This window comes from Halostagnicola bangensis, from assembly GCF_054653435.1.
Genome location: NZ_BAAIGG010000002.1, coordinates 1,482,433 through 1,507,342 on the forward strand (window position 1 = coordinate 1,482,433; position 24,910 = coordinate 1,507,342).

23 protein-coding genes, 1 tRNA gene and 1 pseudogene are annotated in these 24,910 nt (G+C 59.1%); 13 read left to right on the top strand and 12 right to left on the bottom strand.

All coding sequences use genetic code 11. From position 1 onward, the window contains the following. Positions 1–7: 7 nt before the first annotated feature. Both ACYQ14_RS09070 and pspAB read right to left on the bottom strand, forming a co-directional pair. Positions 8–1,366, bottom strand: coding sequence for an outer membrane protein assembly factor BamB family protein (locus ACYQ14_RS09070; RefSeq protein ID WP_459887283.1), 1,359 nt, complete (start codon positions 1,364–1,366; stop codon positions 8–10). A 90-nt stretch (positions 1,367–1,456) separates the two neighbouring features. Further along, positions 1,457–2,077 carry a PspA-associated protein PspAB gene (pspAB, locus tag ACYQ14_RS09075; RefSeq protein WP_459887285.1) on the bottom strand — a complete coding sequence of 207 codons (621 nt, stop codon included), beginning with the start codon at positions 2,075–2,077 and terminating at the stop codon, positions 1,457–1,459. A gap of 165 nt (positions 2,078–2,242) precedes the next feature. Between pspAB and ACYQ14_RS09080 the strand changes: the two genes are divergently transcribed. Then, the gene (locus tag ACYQ14_RS09080) at positions 2,243–2,539 is read left to right on the top strand and encodes an AbrB/MazE/SpoVT family DNA-binding domain-containing protein (RefSeq protein ID WP_459887286.1); all 297 of its coding nucleotides are present in this window, start codon (positions 2,243–2,245) and stop codon (positions 2,537–2,539) included. A 222-nt stretch (positions 2,540–2,761) separates the two neighbouring features. Here the strand turns inward: ACYQ14_RS09080 and ACYQ14_RS09085 are convergent, their stop codons facing one another. The 3 genes from ACYQ14_RS09085 to ACYQ14_RS09095 form a co-directional block, all read right to left on the bottom strand. Continuing rightward, positions 2,762–3,856, bottom strand: a complete 1,095-nt coding sequence (locus ACYQ14_RS09085; RefSeq protein ID WP_459887287.1) for a hypothetical protein — start codon at positions 3,854–3,856, stop codon at positions 2,762–2,764. 195 nt (positions 3,857–4,051) lie between these two features. Further along, the gene (locus ACYQ14_RS09090) at positions 4,052–5,272 is read right to left on the bottom strand and encodes a hypothetical protein (protein WP_459887289.1); all 1,221 of its coding nucleotides are present in this window, start codon (positions 5,270–5,272) and stop codon (positions 4,052–4,054) included. Between the two features lie 108 nt (positions 5,273–5,380). Further along, positions 5,381–6,814, bottom strand: coding sequence for a hypothetical protein (locus ACYQ14_RS09095; protein WP_459887291.1), 1,434 nt, complete (start codon positions 6,812–6,814; stop codon positions 5,381–5,383). Between the two features lie 44 nt (positions 6,815–6,858). On the opposite strand from ACYQ14_RS09095, the gene ACYQ14_RS09100 reads away from it, so the two are divergent. Next, on the top strand, positions 6,859–7,533 hold the full coding sequence (locus ACYQ14_RS09100) for a phosphotransferase (protein WP_459887293.1): 675 nt from the start codon (positions 6,859–6,861) through the stop codon (positions 7,531–7,533). A 246-nt stretch (positions 7,534–7,779) separates the two neighbouring features. Here the strand turns inward: ACYQ14_RS09100 and htpX are convergent, their stop codons facing one another. Then, entirely contained in the window at positions 7,780–8,688 is a 909-nt protein-coding gene (gene htpX, locus ACYQ14_RS09105; RefSeq protein ID WP_459887294.1) for a zinc metalloprotease HtpX, read from the bottom strand. 509 nt (positions 8,689–9,197) lie between these two features. Between htpX and ACYQ14_RS09110 the strand changes: the two genes are divergently transcribed. After that, on the top strand, positions 9,198–10,403 hold the full coding sequence (locus ACYQ14_RS09110; RefSeq protein ID WP_459887295.1) for a 60S ribosomal export protein NMD3: 1,206 nt from the start codon (positions 9,198–9,200) through the stop codon (positions 10,401–10,403). Beyond that, positions 10,396–11,553, top strand: a complete 1,158-nt coding sequence (locus ACYQ14_RS09115) for a class I SAM-dependent methyltransferase (RefSeq protein ID WP_459887297.1) — start codon at positions 10,396–10,398, stop codon at positions 11,551–11,553. Before ACYQ14_RS09110 ends, ACYQ14_RS09115 begins: the two co-directional genes overlap by 8 nt. A 229-nt stretch (positions 11,554–11,782) precedes the next feature. On the opposite strand, the pseudogene ACYQ14_RS09120 reads toward ACYQ14_RS09115, so the two are convergent. Further along, a pseudogene (locus tag ACYQ14_RS09120) lies at positions 11,783–11,998 on the bottom strand (AEC family transporter); the annotation flags it as partial. A 48-nt stretch (positions 11,999–12,046) separates the two neighbouring features. After that, positions 12,047–13,927 (bottom strand): helicase C-terminal domain-containing protein, encoded by a 1,881-nt coding sequence (locus ACYQ14_RS09125; RefSeq protein WP_459890028.1) that lies wholly within the window; start codon positions 13,925–13,927, stop codon positions 12,047–12,049. A gap of 171 nt (positions 13,928–14,098) precedes the next feature. Here ACYQ14_RS09125 and ACYQ14_RS09130 point away from each other — a divergent pair. Then, positions 14,099–14,185, top strand: a tRNA-OTHER gene (locus ACYQ14_RS09130). A gap of 47 nt (positions 14,186–14,232) precedes the next feature. On the opposite strand, the gene ACYQ14_RS09135 is transcribed toward ACYQ14_RS09130, so the two are convergent. After that, a complete protein-coding gene (locus ACYQ14_RS09135) occupies positions 14,233–14,478 on the bottom strand; it encodes a DUF7561 family protein (RefSeq protein WP_459887299.1) in 246 nt (81 codons plus the stop codon). A gap of 104 nt (positions 14,479–14,582) precedes the next feature. Further along, complete coding sequence (locus ACYQ14_RS09140) at positions 14,583–14,756, bottom strand: DUF5786 family protein (RefSeq protein WP_283836960.1); 174 nt, start codon at positions 14,754–14,756, stop codon at positions 14,583–14,585. Between the two features lie 145 nt (positions 14,757–14,901). Between ACYQ14_RS09140 and ACYQ14_RS09145 the strand changes: the two genes are divergently transcribed. After that, a complete protein-coding gene (locus ACYQ14_RS09145) occupies positions 14,902–15,921 on the top strand; it encodes a DUF5784 family protein (protein WP_459887301.1) in 1,020 nt (339 codons plus the stop codon). Positions 15,922–16,076: 155 nt separating this feature from the next. On the opposite strand, the gene ACYQ14_RS09150 is transcribed toward ACYQ14_RS09145, so the two are convergent. Further along, complete coding sequence (locus ACYQ14_RS09150; RefSeq protein WP_459887303.1) at positions 16,077–16,364, bottom strand: DUF5789 family protein; 288 nt, start codon at positions 16,362–16,364, stop codon at positions 16,077–16,079. Between the two features lie 318 nt (positions 16,365–16,682). On the opposite strand from ACYQ14_RS09150, the gene ACYQ14_RS09155 reads away from it, so the two are divergent. Both ACYQ14_RS09155 and ACYQ14_RS09160 read left to right on the top strand, forming a co-directional pair. Continuing rightward, complete coding sequence (locus ACYQ14_RS09155) at positions 16,683–17,459, top strand: PHP domain-containing protein (RefSeq protein WP_459887305.1); 777 nt, start codon at positions 16,683–16,685, stop codon at positions 17,457–17,459. 60 nt (positions 17,460–17,519) lie between these two features. After that, on the top strand, positions 17,520–17,684 hold the full coding sequence (locus tag ACYQ14_RS09160; RefSeq protein WP_283836757.1) for a DUF6757 family protein: 165 nt from the start codon (positions 17,520–17,522) through the stop codon (positions 17,682–17,684). 34 nt (positions 17,685–17,718) lie between these two features. Here ACYQ14_RS09160 and ACYQ14_RS09165 read toward each other — a convergent pair whose 3' ends face one another. Beyond that, complete coding sequence (locus ACYQ14_RS09165) at positions 17,719–18,042, bottom strand: 4Fe-4S dicluster domain-containing protein (RefSeq protein ID WP_283836756.1); 324 nt, start codon at positions 18,040–18,042, stop codon at positions 17,719–17,721. A 227-nt stretch (positions 18,043–18,269) separates the two neighbouring features. On the opposite strand from ACYQ14_RS09165, the gene ACYQ14_RS09170 reads away from it, so the two are divergent. From ACYQ14_RS09170 to ACYQ14_RS09190, 5 genes are all read left to right on the top strand, one after another. Next, positions 18,270–18,653 carry a thiol-disulfide oxidoreductase DCC family protein gene (locus ACYQ14_RS09170; protein ID WP_459887307.1) on the top strand — a complete coding sequence of 128 codons (384 nt, stop codon included), beginning with the start codon at positions 18,270–18,272 and terminating at the stop codon, positions 18,651–18,653. A gap of 162 nt (positions 18,654–18,815) precedes the next feature. After that, entirely contained in the window at positions 18,816–19,862 is a 1,047-nt protein-coding gene (hemB, locus tag ACYQ14_RS09175) for a porphobilinogen synthase (RefSeq protein WP_459887309.1), read from the top strand. A gap of 532 nt (positions 19,863–20,394) precedes the next feature. Further along, a complete protein-coding gene (locus tag ACYQ14_RS09180; RefSeq protein ID WP_459887311.1) occupies positions 20,395–22,149 on the top strand; it encodes an ammonium transporter in 1,755 nt (584 codons plus the stop codon). 168 nt (positions 22,150–22,317) lie between these two features. Further along, positions 22,318–23,664, top strand: coding sequence for a glutamate-1-semialdehyde 2,1-aminomutase (gene hemL, locus ACYQ14_RS09185; RefSeq protein WP_459887313.1), 1,347 nt, complete (start codon positions 22,318–22,320; stop codon positions 23,662–23,664). Positions 23,665–23,905: 241 nt separating this feature from the next. Further along, complete coding sequence (locus tag ACYQ14_RS09190) at positions 23,906–24,760, top strand: NAD+ synthase (protein ID WP_459887315.1); 855 nt, start codon at positions 23,906–23,908, stop codon at positions 24,758–24,760. Positions 24,761–24,910 lie beyond the last annotated feature (150 nt).

Consider the following 24,910-nt stretch of genomic DNA (forward strand, 5'->3'; position numbering starts at 1 on the left):
AAGTGAATCAATCCCAGCCCGTCGTGTCGTCCCGCCAGGAAAGACAACGGAGCTGGCCGTCGTCCGTGACAACGTAAAGCGAGCCGTCAGAAACCGCGGGGCCGCTCGAGACGCCCTCCTCGAGCGGGTAGTGCCAGCCGAAGTCGGGTTCGTCGATATCGATCCCGTAGACTGAACCGCTCGAATCGCCGAGACAGAGGGTGTCACCGACGACGGCCGGTTCCGAGCGCGCGACGCCGTCGAGGTTGATCCCCTTTTTCGCGAAGAGCCACCCGCGGAGTTTCCGCTTGCCGAACATCGTGTCGGTGATGTGGAGGTAGCCGTCCGAGGCGGCGACGAAAACGCTGTCGTCGGTAACCGTCGGTGCACTCGTAAACGACCCCTGAATCTCGTAGGTGAACCACGACTGACCCGTTTCGGCGTTCAAGGCGACGAGGAGCCCGCCGTCGTCGGCGACGTACACGCGGTCGCCGGAGCCAGCATCGATATCGCCGTCGACGGCGAGACTCTGCTGTTGGTTCTCGGCCGTGTCGACAGCCGTCTCGCTGGGCTGGATATCGGTTCCGACTGCGGTATCAGTGCCGCTCGCGGTGTCAGTTCCATGCACGGAATCATCTTCGAGTGAGGGAGTGCTCCCGACCGCGGCATCGTCTTCGGAGGCGGTTGGTTCGAGCGCAGGGGAAGTGCGTTCGGCGGTTCCGACAGGTTCGGTTCGCTCCGCGTCGCCGTTGCCCGGAACGGCCGTCGGGCCGCCGACGACCGCGCCGTTTATCGGTGCCGTCCAAAGTTCCTCGCCCGACGCCGTCTCGAGCGCGAGGACTTCGTCTTGATAGGTTCCGACGTAGACGCGGTTGGTCTCGAATCCGGGCGTCGTCGCGGGCGTCCCGACGACGCCGGCGTCCGTCTCGTGAACCCACAGTTCCTCGCCGGTTTCGGCGGCGAGAGCCGAGACGCCCTCGTCGTGGCCAACGAAGAGGACGCCACGCGAGAACGTCGGTGCCGATTCGACGCTCCCGGAGACTTCGCCCTCCCACTGGAGTTCCCCGGTTTCCGGCTCGAGTGCGAACACCGTGCCGTCGGATGCGACGACGAACAGCGACTCCTCGGTGACAGCGAGCGCCGAATCGATCGGCAGCTGCGTCTCGAAAACCCACCGACGTCGACCCTCGTACCTGTCGAACGCGTACACGTTCCCCGCGCTCGAGCCGATGTAGACGGTATCGCGGTCAAGCACCGGCGCGGCCTCGACCGAACCGCTAATTTCGGTCTCCCAGGCCGCGTCTGGGCGTTCCGGCTCCTCGAGGGCTGGCCCTCTCCGGTGGCCGGAGTTCTCGTGATCGCTTCTGAACTGGTTCCAATCGCTCACTGGCCAATCGTTGCAACTCACAGGTCATAATAGATACGACACGTGCTGGCCTCGTCGGTTGGTTTTACGGACTGATCGGGGCGAGGCCGGTCATTCCCAGGGGTGCGTTCCGGACGAACTCGGCCACAGCGGGTACCAGTACTCCTTCTCGCGCTCGATCTCGAGTTCCCCGTCGAGCACCGACTCGAGCTTGAACTCGGCGCTCGAGTCGCGTTCCCGACCGGGGCGAGGTGCAAACGGATAGAAGCGGCCACGTCGGAAGGAGTAAATCCAGTATGCGGGGCCGTCACTGTCGGCAGTGGCACCTCCTTCGTAGGCGAAGACGGCAGCAAGCAGTCGCGAGCCGTAGCCGTGCTCGATGAACGTATCTGCCGCAAAGTGCATGCTCGTGATCAGATCCTCCGGATCGCTCTCCTCGAGAATCACCCACCGGTAGCCGTGATCGTCCTCGGCGACCTCGAACTCGGTTCCCGTCTCTTCGCGGCCCGCCTCGAGGATCGCCTCGACCTCCGAGACGGCCTCGCGGAAGGTGCTCGAGTCGACGCCGGAGAAACAGAGTGCACCAATGTCGGCCGACTTGTAGCCCAGTTCGGCTTCCATGGTGAGATAGGCCGTGCTCATCCCGAAGAGGTCCTCGGGGTCGGCGTCGCGCTTGGCGTCGGACTCGGCGCGTAAGCCGAGTACGGATCGGAGTCCATCCAGCAGTCCCATACCCGTATTGTCGTGGGAACTACCTTAGAAGTCATCCATTTACGCGCGCACTCGAGTGCACGTTCGAAGTGAGTGATGAGGAGACAGGAGAGCGTGCCGAAAGACTCCTCGAGAACCCAAGCGAGGCATGGTACAGTTATAGGCGCGAACCTACTATGAAGTGATATGACCGAGATGGAAACCCAACGCGTGGGGTCGCGAGGACAGGTCACGATCCCGAAAGAACTACGAGAGGCGTCGGGCATCCAGAGCGGCGACGAAGTCGAGGTTCGAAGGGAATCCGGGCGAATCATCATCGAGAAACCCATCTCCCGCGAGGAACTCGCTGAGGGGTATCGCCGTCGAGCCAAACGGACTCGAGAGATGATCGACGAGATGAAAGGAACGTCACGCGAAGCAAACGTACACCTCGACGACGCGCCCGAGTGCGATGACGAATGTCCGCTCGGTGACGCCGAGTGAAATGATCACAATCCGTCTCTCGAGGACAGTTCCTCACTGAAGAGCGTCATATTCTCGTTCCAATTCCGATCATAGCTCATCGCTTAGTACCGGTGATGGATACGTATACTGTCGGACAGAGTCAATACGAAGTCGATGGCGATTCGCGGCCATCTCCACCGGCGACGGCCGTAGCGGAGCTATCGATCTTCACGTCGTTCTGTCCGGCAGTATAGCAACCGACTACCCGGACATCATCTCACTGACGACTCGAGCGAACTTCCGTGGTTGCTCGAGATACTCGATCCGGAGGGACTGGTCCGAGATGCGTTCGAGTTTGATCGATACGTCGACGAAGGGGAAATGCCGAAACACGAGTGGGGGAGGGGTCGTCTCGACGGTCGTGACGTCCTCGAACGAAACAACCCATTGTGGCTCCTCGAGGTACCGGTCGTACGCGACGAGCGAGTCGTCGTACACGCGATACTCGAGGAAAGCGTGTCCCAGCCACACGACCACGCCCACCACAGACAGCGAGAGCAGGAGCGTACCGACAATTGCGATCGTGACCACTGCAGGACCAACCGCGAGATTGAATGGCAATACGCCTACCAGTCCAACTGCGCCGATGAGCAAAAGACCCGGGTAAACTGTGTACAGACACCCGACGTAAAGAGCGCGACTGAATACCGCTCGTCTGTCAGTTAGGAATACGTAACGTGACTCGCTCGGCGGAACGGATACCGATGAGGCCGTCGTCTCGCTGCTGGGATCGAATATGAGGGCATTCGGGCCGATGCCAGCCTCGCGGAAATCGAGCAGTAGTTTCGGCACTACCAGAAGCGTCGTTGCGGCCGCGATCTGCCCGACGTGTGCGTCTTGTTGTGTAGCCAGAAAGAGAAACGCAAGGAATCCGACGAGAACCGTATAGAGGATCGCTCGAGGACGGACTGTCGTCACCGACGCTCGCTCGTAACGCCCTGCCTCTGTCCACGTGGCAACGGTCGAGGCGTGCTTTGTGACGAACAATGGAAGGAGCAGTACGAGGGAAATATCGAGGCTCCCTTCTGGTAGCGGAACGACGTACAATGTCACAACGAACAGCAAAGTCAACACGAAAAGAGAGGCCCACTGTGCCAGCACGAACGGAAGGTTTCCAGGCGAAAGTCCCGGCATCCAATCTGCGATGTGGATCGTGCCACGCTTATCCAGCAGATTCTCGTAGAACTTCTCGAACTCGCCGTAGGGCCCGAACGGGGGAGTGGTATCGCCCCGCGGTTTTCCGGCGAACAACCGCTCGAGCAATATTCGACAGATTCCGAATAGTGCATCGATCACGAAGAGGACGGGGACGGTAAGTGGGCCCCATTCGAAACTGAGAGCTCCAACGACAATCGCAATATTTGATAGTAGGATAGATTCTAATAGAAGGTTGCGAGATCTCATCATTTTATTTGGCTATTTTTAATTATTAATGGTACTCAGCTCTTTCCAAGTGAAACAGAAAGTGTCCCAAGCCATAGTCAGAGATAGCTACGTCACAGCTGAGTGATCGGTCATCGTTCCGCGAACGCTCCGCACGAATTCCTCCGGTTGGTCGAGATACTCAAGACGGAAACTCTCGTCTGTTGCACACTCAATTTCGACGGGTGCGTTGACGGACGGAATGATCTGAGATTTGAGCGGTTCCGGTTTCGTCGTGATAGTGGTCAAATCTTTAGACGAAACAACCCACTGCGGCTCCTCAAGGTAGTGATCATATGCCACGAGTACCTCACCATACACGCGGTACTCAACGTTGCCATACGCTAGCCACATGGCGACGTAATCAATAGACAGTGCGATTAGGAGGGTAGCTATAACTCCGATAAGGCCGACAAGAAGCGACTGAGAAAACACTGCGATGAGTCCGAACACGGCAATGATGGCCAATCCCGGAGCGAGCATGTGCAGAACACCCAAAAAAAGAGCGGTATTATACACTCCTCGTCTGCCGTTTTGAAACACGTGACGCGGCTCGCGTGCCGGGATGGGTAGTGGTTGCGTCGCAGTATCGCTGCTTGGATCGAATACAAGCAAGTCTGGACCGATACCAGCTTCGCGGAAATCAAACAGGAGTTTTGGGACTAGTGGGATTGTCGCCGCAACAATGATCGCACTGCCTGCGGGTTGTGAGCCAACAAAGACAATAGCAATGAATGCGATAGCAAACGAAAAAAGGAGTTCGCGGCGACGTCGGACTGTTGGCGCTGAAGCCTGTTCGTACTGATTTGTGGTCTGCCATATCACGATAATCGAGACGTGTCTAGTGGTAATCAGAGCCAGTACTAGCCCGAAAGATTCGTCGATGGTACCAGCTATTGGTCCGAACGAAAGCCATGTTATACCGAGACAGAAACCGAAAGCTGCAATGAAAACCCACCATTCTAGGGCATACGGGATATTCCGAGGATAGAGTTTTGGTATCCAGTCACGGAGACGAATTACACCGCGTTTGTCGAGGAGGCTCTCATAAATCACACCGTGATAAATTGGTTGCGTTGGAAAGATCGGATACGTTGGAACTTGAGCATTACCTCTCGGTTTACCAGCGAACAACCGTTCGACCGATATACGAATAGCTCCGAGGAGTGCGTCGAACACAAAGAGGGCGACAACGGTGAGCGGACTCCACCCGAACACGGCAGCGCCACCAATGATTGCAAAATTCGATATTAATATAATCGGTATTAAAAGTATTTTCCCTTTCATCATCTACACATCTATTTTTACCTTACAGCATAAATGTCCACCTGTATCCATTGGAAGATACAGCCCTTCCAAACAGGAACTGGGTCGAGTTGTTATACCTAGGAAGTTCTCTCAGCAGACATTCACATCTGTCGGGGAATGATTCCCACTACAGATATCTTCTGCTTCCGAGAACAAAATTGTCTCACCATATGTAAAGACTGCACCAAAGAATGTAGTACAAGCGACCCCTCCAAGTCCAAGCGTCCCAATTCCTAATGCAGAACAGGTCAGAGAGGCGGTAACACCAAGACCGACTCCAACCGTAACGGCGATGACAGCGATACAACCGCCGCAGTTATAATTCCCGTCTGCGAGTTCCTGCAATGCACCGGAAGAACCTAATGAGTATAGTGTATTGGCGAACCCAGCCCTGAGAGCCCAAATAGCGCGTTGGGAGCCTCTTTGTTCAAACTCTTCGACTAATCGAATAAGTCCATGCATCGTGTCGGAAATAATTTGAGTACTATCAATAATAATGTCCTCAATTGTCGTGTCCTGAGCATTTTCAACAGCAGTCGAGACTGCACCCGCTACCTCATCTTGGGTTGTACCAACATGATCGGCAAAAGAACTCACGGCATCGCCGAAGGCGTCAATGATATCATCGGCGCTCGGAATGCTCGGAACCCAACTTGGAATGCTGGGAATAAGCTGAGGCTCTACTCCTGATGTATCTACGCGCTGTACTTCATCACCTCCCTCAAAAGTCTGTTTACTGGTTTCCTCAGAAGCTGCGATGTTAGTCGAGATTTCTTCATGTTCGAAGGTTTTGGTTTCGAATGCAGTTCCAACACTGCTCGCTCCAAATTCTGTTTGTAAATTATTAATTTCGACTGTTTCAGGTATCTCATTATCTGTTAACCACTGAATCTCGTAGCCCGCGCTCTCGGTCTCGTCAGTGGATCGATCCCGATGAAGATAGGCTGTTCCGTGGTCACCATCATCAATATCGTCGATTTGAAATGCCACAGTATCTTTCGGTTCATCGTCCGCAACAGAGCCTAAAAACAGACTTTCCGCATCATGACGGATTCGACCATTGATTGCCTCGTCAATGATTTCGAAGGAGGTGGCTCGTTCGGCCTCCGCCGCTCGTTGTAATTTGGCGGAATTGACTGCATCTTCGTATACCTCGTTACCGATTGATACCTCAAGTTCATCAATCGATACAGTAGTGGGACGACCGTAGTACTTGATTTTTTCAGTTTCCCCAGGCCCAACGGAGACAGTTGCCTGCCAGTGTGCCTCACGATCGTAGACAACCGCCTCACTGGCTTCAGCTTCGAACGTTACATCCGTATCTTCCGGTGCTTCGCAGACGATGCGCTTTGATGATGGTTGGATCTCAACGGTTGTCCCACCCTCGTGTTCAATCTCCTCTACGTTGCCATCATACCGAGCTACAACGTCTCCTGATTCTGATGTTCCGGTAATCGTACCGTCTTCGACATGACTGGAAAATCCTTGTTTGAGCCGAGCATCATCTGACGTGTGGACAGTCACTTGAGCCTCTGCACCGCTGATTCTCAGTTCACCTGGGAGCCGGGATGGCAACACAGCGTCCTGTCGCGGATCTGGGTCGGGATGTCAGTGACCGCGAACTACTTGCGCAGGTTGCAACCGATGCTGGACAGCATTTCGCTATGCTCCATAACTGTGGCCCCCTCTCAGGTCTTGGCCCCGTCGGTATCGAAAATGGAGAAATTATCGTCACTGACTACGATACTGACTCGTGGTCGGCGTGGCTCCGGTCCACTGTCGAATCGAATCGAGTTCCTTTGAATGAGTTCGCCGATCTTGAACCAGATATCCGTCAATTCGTTTTTGAAGCTGTCGAGGGTCTTTCAGAGATCGAGCCAGTTCCGATTCATTATGACTATCGTCCCAAGAACCTGGTACTCAACCGACAAGGCGGAATTAAAACCGTTTTAGATTGGGGAGCAGTCCGGAGTGCACATAGTGTGTACGAATTAGTTCTCACAGAGCAATACCTGTCCAAGTGGGCACCACTTGACTCTGAAGTTCGGGGACTCGTTCGTGACCATCTTTATGGGTCATACACACGACACCGGCCATTCAACCATGATACGATTATGCAATACCGCAAATTGTACCTCGTGGTCACCCAACTTAGTGCACTTGCACAAATCCAGGCTCTACCAGAACAGGACCGGCCTCAACAACTATCACGACACAAAACTTTCTTTCGAAAACTTCTGTAACATCCCGAATCTTCCTCACAATCAGAAAACATCACATTTTGTCTCAAACAAATTCTTATAGACCATTTTCAGACGGTTCTGGTGGCAATCAGCTAATGCTTAGGTATATTTCCACCAATCATGTATTCTCTCTGGTATAGTGAAGGAACAGCATCTTGGAGCTGATCCAGCAGGTGGATACGTTATTCATTGATTTGTATTGATTATTTACAGGTGGAATAATGTGGCAGATTATATCCAAACCGTTCACGCCGTCGCCGTCTCGCGCTCGAGATCCCGAAGCTGTTCGATCCGTCGTTCCGTCGAAGGGTGGGTGCTGAACAGTCGGCCGACGATGCCCGACTTCAGCGGGATGATGAAGAAGGCGTTCATTTCGGCCTCCTCGCGGAGGTCTTCGTCGGGCACTTTGTCGACCTCGCCCGAGATTTTCATGAGCGCGGACGCGAGCGCGCCGGGGTTGCCGGTGATGGCCGCCGCGCCACGATCGGCCGCGAATTCGCGGTAGCGCGAGAGCGCGCGGATGAGGATGTAGCTGATGATCCAGACGAGCAAGGAGATCAAGATCGCGACGAGGATCCCCGCCGCGCCCTTGCCGCCGCCCTGGCTCCGTCCGCCGCCGGTAAAGATCATCGTCTGACCGCCGAAGCGAACGATGAGGAAGGCGATGGTCGAGAGAAAGGAGGCGATGGTCATCACGGCGACGTCGCGGTTCTTGACGTGGGCGAGTTCGTGTGCGAGCACGCCGTCTAGCTCCTCCTGGTCTAACGTTCGCATGAGTCCGGTCGTCACCGCGACGACGGCGTTGCTCGGCGAGCGACCCGTCGCGAAGGCGTTTGGCACCTTCGAATCGACGACGGCCACCTTCGGCTTCGGGAGGTCGGCCTGCTGGGAGAGGCGGTCAACCGAGGCGTGTAGTTGCGGGTACTCCTCGTACTCGACCTCCTCGGCACCCATACTCCACAGCGTGAGTTTGTCGCTGTAGAAGAATTGGATCAACGAGAAGCTCCCGAATAGGAGCGCAACGAGGAGAAGACTCGAGGCGGTCCCACCGAACGCGGTCGTGAGTGCAACGATGAAAAACAGGTATACTCCGAAGAGCAGGAACATCGTGAGGCCCATTCGCGCGCGAAGCCCCCAGTCCGGTTGCCAGTCCATATGGGGGACTAGAACTCGAGGGGAAATAAGTGTCGTCAAACCGACGAGCGAGCGCTCGAGCGAAACCCCCCTGTTTCCCATCGAGATCTAATGACGAAAGCACGTCTGACATGAACGAGACGTAACCATCTGACGTGTGGCAGACGTTCGTCTTGCTCATCGTGTGATAGTTCCACATGTGATAGAGGTTTCCGACCGAGAGATCCCAACATCCAATCCGAGTATCTCGAGAAAGGGCCGGAAATCACCCGACTACGCCAGGGATGAGTGCGTCCGATCGTGACCGGTAGCGTTGAAACGTTCCTTGAGCATGAACAGTTCACCCCCCTATTTCGTGTGGAAAGGAGTGACAATCAGATCGACAGACGCAAACTGGACCCCCTCGTTTCGTGTGGAGCTCTCACAAACTGAAAGGAGCAGGTATCGCTTTATGCGATCAAAATATCCTCGAGTGGGATCGAAAACGAGAGAGCGCGCCGTTTAACTCGCTCAGCCTCAAAGTGGAGTCAATGGCTGATTCGCGTGCGTTCTGTCCCCGCTGCGGTGATCCGATTCCGGATCGATCCAGGAGCGACGCGACCGAAACCGGGGATGCAACCGAGACGACAGAGACGACTGAGACGATGAACGAGGGAGACGGGACCGAGACGAGCGAGATCCCCGATCCGAGAACCGCGGGAAGCGACCTCTGCCGGGCGTGTTACTTCGAGGACTTCGAATTCGTTGATGCGCCCCAGCAGGTCGATGTCCGGGTTTGTGCGCGGTGTGGAGCGGTCCACCGGGGACAGCGCTGGGTCGACGTGGGTGCAGACGACTACACCGACGTCGCGATCGAAGAGGTGAGCGAAGCACTCGGCGTTCACGTCGACGCCGAAGACGTGGCCTGGCAGGTCGAACCCGAACAGGTCGACGAGAACACGATCCGGATGCACTGTTATTTCACGGGTGTCGTGCGCGGCGAACCCGTCGAAGAGCAAGTAACAGTTCCCGTGAGAATCGCTCGACAGACCTGTACGCGCTGTGGCCGAATCGCCGGCGACTACTACGCGAGCATCGTCCAGATTCGCGCCGAAGACCGGACGCCGGTCGCCGAGGAGACCGAACGCGCGAAAGAAATCGCGAATAATATCGTCGCCGAAATGGAGGCGACCGGAGACCGCAACGCCTTCATCACCAAAATGAGCGAAACGCCCGACGGGCTGAACATGCGGGTCTCGACCAACAAAATCGGGAAGAAAATCTCGAACAAGATGGTCGAGGAGTTCGGCGGGACCATCAACGACGCTGAGACGCTCGTGACGGAAGATTCCGACGGAAACGAGGTCTACCGCGTCACCTTCGCCGTTCGTCTGCCGCCGTACCGACCGGGCGACATTATCGAACTCGCCGACGAAGACGACGACGATGGCCCCGTCCTCGTCCGGAGCGCTCGAGGAAACCTCAAAGGAACGCGCGTAACGACGGGCGAGCACTACGAAGCGGACTACGAGGAAGGCAACTCCCCCGACGCCCGAAAGCTCGGCGAACTCGAGGCCGCCGAGGAGACGACCGTCGTCACCGTCGAGGACGAAAACGCCGTGCAGGTGCTCGATCCTGAAACCTATCAGGCGAAGACGGTGTCCCGGCCCGAATACTTCGATCCCGACGCCGAGACGGTCCCCATCCTGAAAAGCCGCGCCGGGTTGCACGTCCTTCCGGCAGAGAGCGATGACTGAGGAGCCAGAAGGGGCGAGTTCGATTCCCGAAGGGGAAAGCCCGACGCTCGAGGCGGGAACGGACACACCGCTTGCCGTCGTCGTCGAAAAGCCCCGCGCTGAAACTGCGACCGAATCCCTGCGGACCGAAGGTGTCTACGACGACGAGCGACGGGTCCGCGAGTACACCGCCGAAACGGTCGCACTGCCGGTTTCGTCCCAGCCGTCCGAGACGTCGGTGCTCGAGGTGATCCGCCAGATCGACCCCGACTACCGGAGTCCGGACCTCGAGACCAGACTCGCCGAACGGGGCTGGAGCGACGCCGAACTCGAGACGGTTCCGGGTTCGTGGGCCGTCGTCGGATCGGTGATCCTCGTGACGGTTCCCGAGGACTGCCCCGACGAGACGGCACTTGGCGAGGAACTACTCGAAATTCACGGCGAGGCCGAAAGCGTCCTCGCCGACGAGGGCGTCGCGAACGACGGTACCGCGGGGACCTATCGGGAGCCGCGAACGCGGTTGCTTGCAGGCCACCGCGACACCGAGACGATCCATGTAGAACACGGTACGAAGTACGGTCTCGATCCGACAGAAGTGATGTTCTCGCCCGGAAACCAGGCCGAACGAGCGCGAATGGGCGAGGTCGTTTCGGCGGGTGAACGAGTGTTCGACATGTTCGCCGGGATCGGCTACTTCACGCTCCCGATGGCGCGAGCCGGTGCGAAGGTGACTGCCGCCGAAGTCAACCCGACCGCGTTTCGGTATCTCCTCGAGAACGCGATGTTGAACGAGGTTCAGTCCGATCTCGAAGCCTACATGACCGACTGCCGGGAGCTGGCTGAGGGTCTCGAGGTCGACCGAGTGGTTATGGGCTACTACGGCGTCGGGGACGAGCCGAAACCGTCCAGTGACCCCGGTGACGAAACCGGCACCCGAACCGACGAAGCCCACGAGTTCCTCCCCGCGGCACTCGAGGCACTCGAGCCCGGTGGAACGGTCCACTACCACGAGGCGACCCCCGAGTCACTCCTGTGGGAGCGGCCGGTCGAGCGGGTCGAAGGAGCCATCGAAGCGGCGGGGCGGACGCTCGAGCGGGTCGACGACCGGCGTCGCGTCAAAAGTCACAGCGCCGGCGTCGAACACGTCGTTCTCGACGCCGTCGTCGACTGAGACGATCCGGTTGTGAACGCTCGACGTTCAACGATTCGGGAGCCGACGGCATCGAGCGGCGAACACAGCCGTGACATTCATACAGGTTGAGACAGAACGAGTGAATAATGAACAGAGGACAGGTCATCGCGCTCGTGTTCGCAATACTGATGGCGACTTCGATGGTCGCGATGCCGGCGATCTATCTCTTTTAGCCCGGCCTCGTTTCGCCACCGGATAGCCGGCCCTCGTCGCCCTCGAGTTCGGCGGCGAAGACATATGTCGAGACGGCCGTCGACGTTCCGAGCATGACGACGCTCACGGTGAACGTCGCCTCGTCGACGGTCAGCAGCGAGAAGACGATCCACGCGAGCACCGGCATGCAGACGATTTTCAGCGCGACGACGGAGCCGGTCGCACCGAAATCGATCGCCGACAGGTCGACCTCGAGCGAGACACCGACACACTCGGACGTTTCTACCGCCGGTTAGCTATGACGGCGTGAGGGGTCACGTTAGCCGTCAGTGTCCCAGACGTCGGCCAACGGACTCGAGCGCGAAGAATTCCGCTTCCGGAATCGGTTGTTGTCTCGCGAGGATCGGTTACCGTCGTCAGCGGACCCGGACGCGCTGTCGGACCCGGAACTGCCGTTCGAACCGGCAGACGAAGAGAACCCAGAACGACTCGAAGACGACCGTCTACCACCCGCCTCAGCCACCGCAGTCCGAGGCTCGAACGCGGGCAGCGACGGCTGGTCCATCCGAACGACCTGCGCTTCGAACCAGTCGGGCATGTCTGTGCGTGCGCGATCAAACAGGTCTAACAGGCTCGAGTCCGCCAGATACGTCGCGCCGTAGTCGTCGGGCGCGCGGACGACCCGACCACAGCCCTGGATGATCGTCCGGAGCGCGGTTCGGTAGTACCAGGCCCACTGGCCCTCCTCGAGTCGGTGGGCGACGCGCGAATCGCCGGTGTTGAGAAACGGCGCTTTACAGAGGACTTGCCAGCGACAGAGATCGCCCTTGAGATCGAGCGCTTCCTCCATCTTGACCGAGAGGAACACGTCCGGATCGTCGCTCGCCTTCCAGGCCTCGAGGTCGCCGTCGCGGCCATCTCTCGAGTGGGTTTGCACCCGCTCGCTGACGCCGAAATCCCGGAGGAGATCGGCCAGTCGCTCCTGGATCGCGTAGGAGTGAGCGTGGACCAGCCCCTTCTCGTCGGGGTGTTCCTGCATGATCCGGACGATTGTTCTGGCGATCTTCGGCAGGGTTTCGTCGCGTTCGTCGTAGGTCATCTTCCCTTGTGTCACGTCGTACAGCGGTCGGTTTTCGACGGGGAACGTGTGTTCGACATCGACGAGGGCGACGTCCGCGGGATTGAGTCCGACCTGCCTGCAGAACGCTTCTTTGTTGAGAATCGTCGCCGAGAGGAGCGCGAATTTGTTTCCCCGATCCCAGACGGTGTGTCTGAGGTATCGCTCGGGGTTCATCGGCTTGATCGTCAGCGGGCCGCCGAGTTCGTCGTCTGTACCGTCCGAATCGGTACCCTGTGCGTTTTCGTCGGCCGGCTCCTGATCGACGAGCCAGGTCGTCGGACTCTCCGGATCCCGATAGTCGGAGACGAACCACTCGAGTTCGCCGATGAGTTCCTGAAAGCGATCCCGTTCGCGAACGTCCGCGGGTGTGAGCGTCTCCTGCTCGAGTAATTCATCTTTTCTGCGGGTACACGTCTGGGCAAGATTCTCGGCGTAGCGTGCGGCGCGGTCGACGCCGTCGATGTCGGGAACGCGAAGGTCCTCCCAGATGGGGATTGATCGAGGGCCGAGCCGGATCGTGGCGTACATCTCGGCCCACTCGGCGAGCCCGTGCGCTTCGTCGACGACGACGACGTCTCGAGTTCGAAAGACTTCGCTCCCCGCGGTCTGCATGAAGTACGCGAGCGTCATCGCCGCGATTTCGCGGTTCGAGGCGATCGCGCGGTCAGAAAAGTACGGACAGCGATGTTTGACCGAGCAGTCGTACCCGCGTTCGCGAACGCAGGGGGCCTGATTGACGGGCGTGTTCCGCTCGTTCGGGAGGATACAGTCGTAGTTCGATTTCCCGCGGATAACGTTCAGATCCGCGAGCAAGTCGTCGGCCGCGACATCGTCGAGTTGGGAAACCTGCGGTGTCGTGTAGTAGGCTCCGGAGGGATCGCTCGGATCCGCCTCCTCGACGGTCTGGGCACAGCCTGCGATCGCTCGAGCCAGCAGGGACTTGCCGCTCCCCGTCGGCGCTCGAACGAGAACGACGTCGTTGCCGGCCTCGAAGGCGTCTCGTATGTCTCGGAGGGCCGTCTCCTGCGTTCCGCGGTAGCTCGGCGCGGGAAACTCCTCGAAGATCCGCTCGGTGTTCACCGTTCGGTTCACGGAGGGGCTCGATCCTAAAAGCACCGAACCGTCGCCGTCAGTGAGTCTTGGGACAGGGTATCGGTCGAACACCACTGCCCACAGAGATGCCGAAACCGCCGCCTACCGAACGGTAGGGACTCGATTACAAATACGAAATCTCCCTTCGAACCTGAACGTGGAAGGGTCGCTCAGCGGAAGAGCACCGTGGGCCATTGGCCCGCGGAGGCCCTCAGGCCTCGTGGCGTTCGAATCCCACCCCTTCCGTGTTCTCTGTCGTCTGCTATCGAACGACAGTTAGCGGAGTAGCGCTCTCAACGAAGCGATAGTGTGGATGTCTCTTCGTCAACCCGTTCTAACTTCTCGATATCCTCGGCGGTCGGTTCGTCGGGCAACGCCCCGAGACAGGGATAACACAATAGATGGCTCGAGCCGTCCTCGAGCTCGAGGGTCATCGCAGTACCGTCGCTGCCGTCGTCCTCGCCGAACGTCCAGATATTGGCGATGCCGCCCGCGACTGAGATCGGTCGGCCACAGCCATCACACGAGTCAGTTCCCATAGCTGACTATCGTGACGGAACGGTCAAAGTCGTTCCCCTGTCCTCGACTCGACGGACCTGCCGGTATAGGTGGTAGATTCCAGCGGAAAGGAAGCGATCCGCCACTAGTTCGATTTGATCTCCTCGAACTTGCTCAAGAGCTCGTCCGCAGAATCGCCCGAATCGTATTCGACCGTTCCGTGGTGGATCGTCCGCTCGTCGTCGAAATCCGTGTCCACCTTGGAAGCTTGCTTTTCACGTCGCTCGTGTTCGTCTTCATCATAGGCACCCATTGACATGGCAACTATGAACATGTAAGTAGTTCTCTCTTATCAAGGTAACGGTTGCAACAGTCGTTAACATGTGTGAAACGGAGAGTATCACCAGATGCACAATGAGCGGGAGAAGGGAAGACGTATGCGAGCCCAGCGCGTACTCGCCACTGTGGCACGGCCGCTTCGCTTCCGTTATTCGCCCGCCCACTGGAGCGAGCAACGGGTTCGACAGGAAATTTTGCAACCGCTTCGGAACAACATCGGCGCTCAAGCCGTCAGTCCGCGATATCGGATCAACGGTGGGTGGGACACCCACCGATTCGAGATGGCAAACGACGACGTCGCGCTGTTCGCCCGAAACGAGGAGGAGGCCTACTGGATGGGCAACACCGAGACGCCGTCGACGCTGTGGCGAACCGATAAGTTCGGCTGGCGCGACGTGCCGTATCACGTCTCCCGGTGGGCACAGCGGGAATTACTCTCGACGCTCCACGAGGAAGATCCGTGGCTCGCCGACTATCCGCACCTCTCGTGGTTTTTCCTTCCCGTGTTCATGTCCAAGGACGGGCGTGAATCCACGCGGGCCTTTTTCCGCGAGCACGCGGCCGGCTTCCCCGATGCCGGACGCAGGGAATCGACGCGCTTTTTCGAGGAGTTCTTCTCGAGCGGCACGCTTGATGAGTACCGACACGTCATGTCGGGAAAACTCGGCACCAGCGATCACGTCGACCGGGTTCGAATGAGCGCGGCGATGGGAGAGTTCATCGCCGCGAAAGTCCTCGTCGACGCGGGCTACGACGTGGTTCCCGAGATCGAGGTGACGACGGGACACTCGCTGGATTTCCGCGCGAAAGACGCGGAAACGAACGTGCTCGTCGAAGTAACTCGACCCCAGCCGCCCGCAAACCGGGCCGCCGCGGGGCCGGTCGCCGCGGTTCGGGATACCGCCGAGACGAAGACCAACGGCCAGCTCGCCGAACACGGCGGCGGCGCAGTGTTGTTCGTCGACTGCTCGAGTTTCCGCGAGGACAACTGGAACGCAGTTCGGGGCGAACAGCCCGACGTTCGCCACCGACCCGCCGTCGTCTATCGAGCCCGCCCGAACGGGCACATCGAGGGCTATCAGAAGGGATCGGTGCCACTCGAGTTAGACGACGCGCTCGAGTTCGAGAATTTCGGTCAGTTTTGAGACGGACCGGTCACGCTACCGCAGTAGTGAGACGAAGCTGGAGTACTGTTCTGATCACTCGAGTGAGCCAGTTACAGTAACACGTTAACTAGCGAATTCCGGACGGAGTACGGATGAAAACCCCGAAACGGGGGACTCAATTTCGAGCGAGTGTCTCAGAACGACACCTGTTCGGGGGCGTAGGGGCTTCCAAGCGGCGTCGGATCGCGGTCGCTGTAGCCGACGCGGCCGATCGCCTTCTTGCTCACGGCAGAGTAGACCGCAAACCGCACTTCTTCGGAGGACTCGAACGTCTCCGAATCGAGGCGAGCGAGTACCTCCTCGACGGATTCGGAGCCGTTCGGGAGCTCGAGCGTGCGCTCCCCGTAGGCCTCGATCATTTCCTCGGTTGTCGCGGGATACTCGTGTGCGTCGATCATCTCGCCGGTGCCATTGAGCAACATTACACGCTAACCGTTGTGAACGATAATTATAAACATTGTCCATAAACGTTCTTTAGGAGGCCGATAGACATTATATGCCTATATCGTCCTAGAATGTACTCCGACTCATTCCTCGAGGACGCCATCGGAGACCTCGATTTTGCAATACGTCGATCGATACGGAACCGATCAGCGGCTCGAAACTCCCGCGAGGACCAGTGGTACTGCCGGCTGTAACTATGTGAAGATTTTCGCACCCCCGGGGCGACGAAAATCTTGAACGACTTACAGCCGGCAGTATGAGAAACGGCTTTAGGACCGGACTGACTCGAGCACAGTATGCCCTACGCCGATCTCCACGTCCACACGACCCGCTCGGACGGGAGCTTAGAACTCGAGGAGGTCCCCGATGCCGCCCGCCGCCACGGCGTCGACATCGTCGCGATCACTGACCACGACCGACGCCAACCGTTCGAAGAGCCGGTCATCGAGCGCGGCGGCGTGACGATCCTCCACGGTATCGAACTGCGCGTCGAGACGGCCGGCGGCCAGCGCGTCGACCTGCTGGGCTACGAACTCGAGCCGACGCCGGAACTCGAGGAAACCCTCGAGGGAATTCAGACGAACCGCCGCGAGCGCGGACAGGAAATCGTCGACTGTATCGAGGATCGCCTCGGCGTCGACCTCGGCGTCACCGTCGACGACGGCTTCGGCCGACCGCACGTCGCCCGCGTGGTCGGAGACCACCCCGACACCGAATACGACTACGAAGAGACATTCGACGAACTAATCGGAAGCGGAAAACCCTGTTTCGTTTCGCGGGAGATCCCCTCGTTCGAGCGCGGCCAGCGGCTCCTCTCGGAAGCCGCGGCGGTCGTCTCCTTGGCTCATCCGCTTCGGTATCCGGAACCGGAGCGGGCGCTCGAGCTCACCGCCGACCTCGACGCCGTCGAATTACACTATCCCTACGGCGCTTCCGTCGATCTCGAGCCGGTCGAGCGAGCGATCGAGCGAAACGACCTGCTCGTCACCGGCGGAACGGACGCCCACGGCGAACAGCTCGGTCTCGAGGGACTCTCGAAGAAGGCGTATCACGAACTCGAACTGTCAGGCTAGAAATGGGGGTTTTCGACCGATAACGGAGGCTTCAATGTGTCTCGGCCCAAATGGCCGTCCATGAATTGCCACTACTGCGACCGCGAGGCCGCTTTCGCCGCCGAGTCCGACGGACTCAGGGTCGGCCTCTGCGAGGAACACTTCCGCGAGCGGTTGCAGGAACTCGCCGAGGCCGACGGCCTCGAGACGTTGAAAGAGCAAGTCGATGTCGACCGCGCTGAGTAACGCAGACGGCAACCGGTAGAAATCGAGTCCGTAATTAGGCCGTCCGGCCCGCATCCACGTCGATCGCATCAACTGGGCAGACGTCGACACAGAGCATGCAATCGATGCACTGGGCCTCCTTGGTTGGCTCCGCTTTCTTGTCGCTCTCGGGGTGTCCCGGTGTGTCGACCCACGTAAAGACGTCGACGGGACAGTCCTCGAGACAGGCCCCGTCGGCGATACAAAGGTCGTAATCGACGGCGACGTGCGTGCCCCGAATGCCGAGCTCTTCGGGTTCGTCGACCGGCCCCCAGACGGCAACCCCGTTCTCTTCGCCTTCTTTCTCGCGGTTTTCGTGGAACTGTGGATCTATGGCCATTGCTAACAGATGTAAATGGGAGGCGCGAACTTAAATTTATGTTCCTCCGTGCGTGTGTGCGACTTCGGTGTCTGAGACAGTGCAGAGTTGCTTTGGGACAGTGCGAGAGAAATGCTTTGGGACAGTGCGAGAACGTTGCTCCTCGAGAGACGGGGCCGTCGTGACAGCCGCCACGAGGGAGCTTCCGCGGTGCTGAAGCTTTTGGTAGCCGGACCACAAGTACCAGCATGAGCGAGTCCGAATCGGCCACGCCGCGGCTGGTCTTCGACGACGACTGCGGATTCTGTACCTGGTGTGCCGAGTACGCCGCCGAGCGCGGCGAGTTCGAACTCGTCGGCTTTCGGGACCTCACGCCGGACCAACTGGCCCGGCTCCCCGATGAGTACGAAGATTGTGCTCACCTCCTCACCCAGGACGCCGTCTACTCCTGTGGCGAAGCGATCGAGGAGGTCGGCACGCGACTCGAGACACCCTCGAGACACCTCGCGGCGGCCTTTCGACAACTCCCCGGTGCCGAAGAGGCGCGAGAACCGCTCTACCGCCGGGTTGCGGATAACAGGGACCTGTTCGGGAAGATCGTTCGACGGGACCCGCCAGCGAGAGAGAACTGATACTCGAGGGAGACCCGTAGACGGTTGCACAAGAGCGGGATATCCGTAAACAATACTCACGGACGGATGATCGTAAACGTGGTGCTCACACGCGACGATCATACGTAACGGACTCGACCCGCCGAACGCATCGTTTTTGCGCGACCCGACGAATAACTGAATATGGACCTCACTCATCGCCCACGACGGCTTCGTCAAGACGGAATTCGCTCGCTGGTGAGCGAGACGAGTCTCGAGCCGTCGGATTTCATCGCACCGATTTTCGTCGACGCGACGACGGACGAACGCGTCCCGATCGAGTCGATGCCGGGCCACGAGCGCGTCCCGGTAGACGAGGCGGTCGCTCGCGTCGAGGAAGTCAGAGAGACCGGCGTCGAGGCCGTCATGCTGTTCGGCATTCCGGAATCGAAAGATCCCGAGGGGACCCGTGCGTGGGCTGAAGACGGCGTCGTCCAGGAGGCGACTCGACGAATTACGAGCGAGACCGACGCGTACGTTATCACCGACGTCTGTCTCTGCGAGTACACCGATCACGGCCACTGTGGGCCGTTGGCTGAGGAACTCCGTGGTGAGGGTGGAGGCGGCGTCCCCGAAGGAACCTGTGGACACGACGGCGCCGTGCCGACCAATACGATGACCGTCGACAACGACGCGACCCTCGAGTCCCTCGAGAAGATCGCGACCTCCCACGCCGAGTCGGGGGCAGATATGATCGCGCCGAGCGGGATGATGGACGGGATGGTCGGCGCGATTCGCGGGGCGCTCGACGAAGCCGGCTTCAAAGGCGTCCCGATCATGAGCTACGCGGCGAAGTACGAGAGCGCCTTCTACGGCCCGTTCCGGGACGCCGCGGATGGTGCACCCTCCTTTGGAAACCGACGACACTACCAAATGGATCCCGCGAACGCACGCGAGGCGATCCGCGAGGTCGAACTCGACGTCGAGCAGGGAGCGGACGTGTTGATGGTCAAACCGGCGCTCCCGTACCTCGATATCGTCGCCGAGCTCCGGCGGGAGTTCGACCACCCAATCGCGGCCTACAACGTCTCCGGCGAGTACGCCATGCTTCAGGCCGCCGCGGAGAAGGGCTGGCTCGAGTTGGACGAAGTGGCACTCGAGTCGCTGCTGTCGATCAAACGGGCAGGTGCGGATCTGATTCTAACCTACTTCGCAGAAACCGTCGCCGAAGAGCTATCGGCTGGATCCTGAACGAAAGTCAGTCTCTCATGTGATCCGGCACTCGAGTATTTCGGTGATGGTAAAATAAGAGGTCGCTTCTTCAAGAGGTACCACCTCACTCGAGCTCAATGAATATGTTATCCACAGATGGCTGAAAACAGCCAGAAACCGCCAAACGTTCACATGCACTCGAGCCGGGACGCTCGTGCGGCAATATCTGCCGCGCGCAAGCCCAAAGAGGCCAAAATCCGTTCAATCGTCGCAAAAGTTTCCACGGTCGATCCGAACGCCGGTGGACGGACGGTCAGTGTATAAGCACGTGAGAAGACGAACGGCCCTAGTCAAGGCCCTAATACACATTATATTGCCTTTAGATTCGCCCGGATTGCCCTATTACACCACCATTCCTACCGGATTGTCAACGCCAACCATTATATATAGGTGAGACCTCGAGAACGAACGTGATTTGGAGTACAATCATGACTCAAAACAAAGATAGTGTGGACATACGTAACGGTATTGGGGGCAGTGCGTTCGGAACGGGTAGTGAGGTGACGCACGCATGATCGATCCAATTCTTCTCGAGGCCACTGCAGCCGACCTCGAAGAACTCGCGACGGGGATGAACCTGATGTGGGCACTGACGGTGACGTTCCTCATCTTCTTCATGCACGCTGGGTTCGCGATGCTCGAGGCGGGGCAGGTCCGCTCGAAGAACGTCGCGAACCAGTTGACCAAGAACATGTTGACCTGGGCAGTGGGAATCGGGGTGTTCTTCGTCATCGGTATGGGTATTTCAAATAACGTTGGGGCGGGGCTCGTCGGTGGCGACGGCGGACCACTGACGATGTTTGGAGAAGGATCGTTCGACCTCACGATGTGGCTGTTCAGCGCGGTGTTCGCGATGACCGCCGCGACGATCGTTTCCGGTGCGGTGGCGGGACGTGCGAAACTCCGCGCGTACGTGACCTACACCTTCCTGCTCGCCGCCCTCATCTACCCGGTGGTGGCTGGCATGGTCTGGTACGCACCGGGACCAGATGCACCGATTCTCGCTAGCCTCGGATTTGCCGACTTCGCGGGCGGAATGGTCGTCCACGGCGTCGGCGGTGTTGCAGGGCTCACCGCAGCCTGGATTATCGGTGCCCGGATGGACAAGTACAACGACGACGGGAGCGTCAACATCATTCCCGGTCACTCGATGACATTCGCCGTGTTGGGAACGCTAATCCTCTGTTTCGGCTGGTTCGGCTTCAACGTCGGAACGGCCGCAGACGTCATCGATTCCGAAGCGATGGCGGAGGGAACGTTCGTTCTCGGCGACTTCGCTTACGTTGGCGAAATCGCAGCGGTTACCGCCCTCGGGATGGGGCTCGGCGCAATCGGGGCCTCCGTCGTCTCGCTCGCGATGAACGGGAAAGTCGACACGCTCTACGTCGCCAACGGCATGCTCGCAGGTCTTGTCGGCGTCACCGGTCCGACCGACCTCATCACGCCAGTGGGAGCGATCGCGATCGGCTTCCTCGCCGGCGCACAACTGCCAATCGTCTTCAAATTCGTCGAACAGAAACTCAAGATCGACGATGTCTGTGCAGTCTTCCCCGTCCACGGGAGCGCGGGCATGCTCGGGCTGATCATCTACCCGCTCTGGTCGAACGCCGAAGGCGCAACGACCATCGGCGAAGGAGTTATCGCTGGCGGGATCTTCTCGATCGAAGCCAGCGCGTTCGGTCCACAGATTCTCGGCGTCGGTGTCATCACCATCTGGACGGTGCTCGCGACCGCAGCCGTCTGGGGCGCGTTCAAGGCAATCGGTGAAGCTCGAGTCACGCCCGAACACGAACGCGACGGACTCGATATCGCCGAACACGGCGTCGACACCTACCCAGAGTTCGGCGGCCCGGATGTCGCGACCGACGGCGGCGTTCCCGAAAAGCAGATTCGTACCGACGGCGGTGAAGACGATTACACGACGGACATTCAGATGGTCACGGCCATCATCCGTCCGGACCGCCTCGGTGACGTGAAAAAAGCGCTCGCCGAAAGCGGTGCGCCGTCGCTCACCGTCACTAACGTCTCCGGACGCGGGTCCCAGCCCGCCAAGAAGGGACAGTGGCGCGGCGAGGAGTACACCGTCGACCTTCACCAGAAGGTCAAAATCGAGTGCGTCGTCGCGGACGTCCCCGCAGAGGACGTCGTCGACGCGATCCGAGAGGGAGCTAACACCGGCGAACCCGGTGACGGCAAGATCTTCGTGCTCCCCGTCGAAAGCGCGATGCAGGTTCGCACTGGCGACACCGGAACGGACGCAGTCTGATCGGATCGGTTCCGATTTGACTGGCGATTTTAAGACGTTGCTCCGCTCAATCATTGTGGCTTACTACGAGGTGCGTTCGGCTCACTTCTGTCGTTTCTTTTCGCTCCGGCGAGCAGTTCGTCGGCTAACCTCGGTACTTCTTTGTCGTCCGATACGTAAGGCCCGCATATGAACGACGACAACTCGCGGGACCTGTACGACAGGGCACTGTCGGTGATGCCAGGCGGCGTGAATTCGGCAGTTCGTGCGGCGATCGAACCGTACCCCTTTTTCGTCCAGAAGGGGGACGGCGGCCACGTCATCGACGCCGACGGCAACCGCTACGTCGACTGGGTGATGGGACTCGGTCCGCTACTGCTCGGCCACGACCTCCCGGAGGAAGTTCGAGCCGGAATTCAACGAAACGCGACCGAGGGGCCGATGTACGGCGCGCCGACCGAGATCGAAGTCGACCTCGCGGAGTTCGTCGTCCGACACGTCCCGAGCGTCGAGAAAATACGGTTCGTCAACTCCGGGACCGAAGCGACAACCTCCGCGGTTCGACTGGCTCGAGGACACACCGGCCGGAACAAGATCGTCATCATGCAGGGTGGCTATCACGGCGCGCAGGAATCGACGCTCGTCGAGGGCGACGCCGACGAGCGCGGACCGAGTTCGGCGGGGATCCCCGTCTCCTTTTCTGACCACACGATTCCAGTGCCGTTCAACGACGAAGACGCCGTACGCGAGGTCTTCGAGGAACACGGCGACGACATCGCCGCCGTGCTCACCGAGCCGATTCTCGGGAACAACGGCATCGTCCACCCCGTTCCGGGCTATCACGAGTTCCTTCGAGAGATCACCGACGAGCACGGCTCGCTGTTGATCTTCGACGAGGTGATTACCGGCTTCCGCGTTGGCGGACTCGGCTGCGCACAGAGCGAACTCGACGTGACCCCCGACCTCACGACGTTTGGCAAGATCATCGGCGGCGGCTTTCCCGTCGGCGCGATCGGCGGTAAAGCGGAGATCATGGAAGGACTCACGCCTGCGGGCGACGTCTTTCAGGCGGGCACCTTCTCGGGCCACCCCGTGACGATGGCCGCCGGCCTCGAGACGCTGAAATTCGCCGCAGAGAACGATGTCTACGAGCACGTCGACGGACTCGGAGACCGGCTCCGATCGGGACTCTCCGACATCGTCGCCGACCAGGCGCCGAGTTACACCGTCGCGGGAACGGCGAGCATGTTCAAGGTGATTTTCACCCGCGAAAATCCCGGAACGGGAGCGCTCGAGGGAGAATCGGAGTTCGGTTGCGTACAAGATCCCGACTCCCCTCGCTACGAGTACGCACCGAAAAACGCCGCGGACGTAAGCGCCGCCGAAACCGATCGCTGGCGGCGCGTGTTCTGGGGCCAGATGAAAGAGCGGGGCATCTTCCTCAGCCAGAACCAGTTCGAGTGTCAGTTCGTCAGCTACGCCCACACCGAAGCCGACGTCGAAGAGACGCTCGAGGCGTACAAAGAAGCGCTCTAAGAAATTCATCTCGAGCAGAGAGTCTCAACACCTGCAACGAACCCACATCTACAAGTCGTGGGCTATCCCACAAAAGAGTGGAAGGGTTGCTAGCCGGGAAGAATACAGGGAATCCGGCGTTTTTTGGAGCGGTAACGCGGAGAGAGGCGGTACTCGAAACAGTGTACGATCCCGTCTCTCGGGTGAGCGCGCTCGAAAGCACGGCCATTATGAGTCTCAAGCTGGTTACTCCGGCACCTGCATGCCCGAAATCTACGACCAAATCGACGAGTCGATCGAGCCAGTCGACCTTCGGTTCTCCGAAACCGAAATCGAAGAACAGACCGATCATCTTCTGGAATTCATTCGAGAACAAGTCGACGCATCCGACGCTGACGGCGTCGAAATCGCGCTCTCAGGCGGTATCGATAGCACGGTGACTGCGGCGCTCGCGGTCGAAGCCCTCGGTACCGACGCGGTCCACGGAGTTACCCTCCCGAAGGAGGTAAACGAGGACGAAAACATGAGCGACGCCGAGCGCGTCGCGACCGACCTCGGGATTTCCTACGACGTCTTCGGTATCGACTCCATCATGAACGAGGTGCTCGAGACCGCAGACGCCGACAGCGGGAATATCGCCGAGGATCAGTGGGAGGGGCGATACGTGGGGAACACGAGCGCCCGGGTCCGGATGACCGTCACGTATCTCCTCGCCAATCGAGAGAACAGAATCGTTCTGGGGACCGGAAACCGCGCGGAGCTCGCGACGGGTTACGTGACGAAGTACGGAGACGGCGGGGTGGACTGTAACCCGCTCGCGAACCTCTACAAACAGCAGGTTCGACAGGTTGCCGCCTACCTCGGCGTCGACGAGTCGATCGTTCAGAAGACGCCGACCGGCGGGATGGTCGACTACGGTACCGACGAGGAGGAGCTCGGACTCGACTACAACACGCTCGACGCCGTATTGGCGTTCTACATCGACGGAAACCTCTCCGCTTCGGTGACCGCGCGCCTCACCGACACGACCCCCGAGAAGGTAAAAGAGGTCGAACGGCTCCACGAAGAGAGCGAACACAAACGAACGCCGCCGACGGAACCCGAGGCGCTGTTCTAGAGAGGTCGATTGTCAGAGGGGGTCGTTCACAACGTTCTCGATGCTGACAACGGCTCGGAATACCGTCAAAGCTCCCAGCGGCTCCGAATTCCCAGTCCAGACAAGGGATCCGAACACCACTCAACGCCAGACGTTTCCGTTCTAGGGTGG

What these genes read in the sequence shown, in the direction of transcription:
- ACYQ14_RS09160 (WP_283836757.1), top strand. Translation starts at nt 17,520, where the DNA reads ATGAATTGCCACTACTGCGACCGCGAGGCCGCTTTCGCCGCCGAGTCC.
- ACYQ14_RS09150 (WP_459887303.1), bottom strand. Translation starts at nt 16,364, where the DNA reads ATGTTGCTCAATGGCACCGGCGAGATGATCGACGCACACGAGTATCCC.
- ACYQ14_RS09140 (WP_283836960.1), bottom strand. Translation starts at nt 14,756, where the DNA reads ATGTCAATGGGTGCCTATGATGAAGACGAACACGAGCGACGTGAAAAG.
- ACYQ14_RS09180 (WP_459887311.1), top strand. Translation starts at nt 20,395, where the DNA reads ATGATCGATCCAATTCTTCTCGAGGCCACTGCAGCCGACCTCGAAGAA.
- ACYQ14_RS09100 (WP_459887293.1), top strand. Translation starts at nt 6,859, where the DNA reads ATGGCAACACAGCGTCCTGTCGCGGATCTGGGTCGGGATGTCAGTGAC.
- ACYQ14_RS09110 (WP_459887295.1), top strand. Translation starts at nt 9,198, where the DNA reads ATGGCTGATTCGCGTGCGTTCTGTCCCCGCTGCGGTGATCCGATTCCG.
- ACYQ14_RS09080 (WP_459887286.1), top strand. Translation starts at nt 2,243, where the DNA reads ATGACCGAGATGGAAACCCAACGCGTGGGGTCGCGAGGACAGGTCACG.
- ACYQ14_RS09155 (WP_459887305.1), top strand. Translation starts at nt 16,683, where the DNA reads ATGCCCTACGCCGATCTCCACGTCCACACGACCCGCTCGGACGGGAGC.
- ACYQ14_RS09190 (WP_459887315.1), top strand. Translation starts at nt 23,906, where the DNA reads ATGCCCGAAATCTACGACCAAATCGACGAGTCGATCGAGCCAGTCGAC.
- hemB (WP_459887309.1), top strand. Translation starts at nt 18,816, where the DNA reads ATGGACCTCACTCATCGCCCACGACGGCTTCGTCAAGACGGAATTCGC.
- hemL (WP_459887313.1), top strand. Translation starts at nt 22,318, where the DNA reads ATGAACGACGACAACTCGCGGGACCTGTACGACAGGGCACTGTCGGTG.
- htpX (WP_459887294.1), bottom strand. Translation starts at nt 8,688, where the DNA reads ATGGACTGGCAACCGGACTGGGGGCTTCGCGCGCGAATGGGCCTCACG.
- pspAB (WP_459887285.1), bottom strand. Translation starts at nt 2,077, where the DNA reads ATGGGACTGCTGGATGGACTCCGATCCGTACTCGGCTTACGCGCCGAG.
- ACYQ14_RS09135 (WP_459887299.1), bottom strand. Translation starts at nt 14,478, where the DNA reads ATGGGAACTGACTCGTGTGATGGCTGTGGCCGACCGATCTCAGTCGCG.
- ACYQ14_RS09090 (WP_459887289.1), bottom strand. Translation starts at nt 5,272, where the DNA reads ATGATGAAAGGGAAAATACTTTTAATACCGATTATATTAATATCGAAT.
- ACYQ14_RS09115 (WP_459887297.1), top strand. Translation starts at nt 10,396, where the DNA reads ATGACTGAGGAGCCAGAAGGGGCGAGTTCGATTCCCGAAGGGGAAAGC.
- ACYQ14_RS09165 (WP_283836756.1), bottom strand. Translation starts at nt 18,042, where the DNA reads ATGGCCATAGATCCACAGTTCCACGAAAACCGCGAGAAAGAAGGCGAA.
- ACYQ14_RS09170 (WP_459887307.1), top strand. Translation starts at nt 18,270, where the DNA reads ATGAGCGAGTCCGAATCGGCCACGCCGCGGCTGGTCTTCGACGACGAC.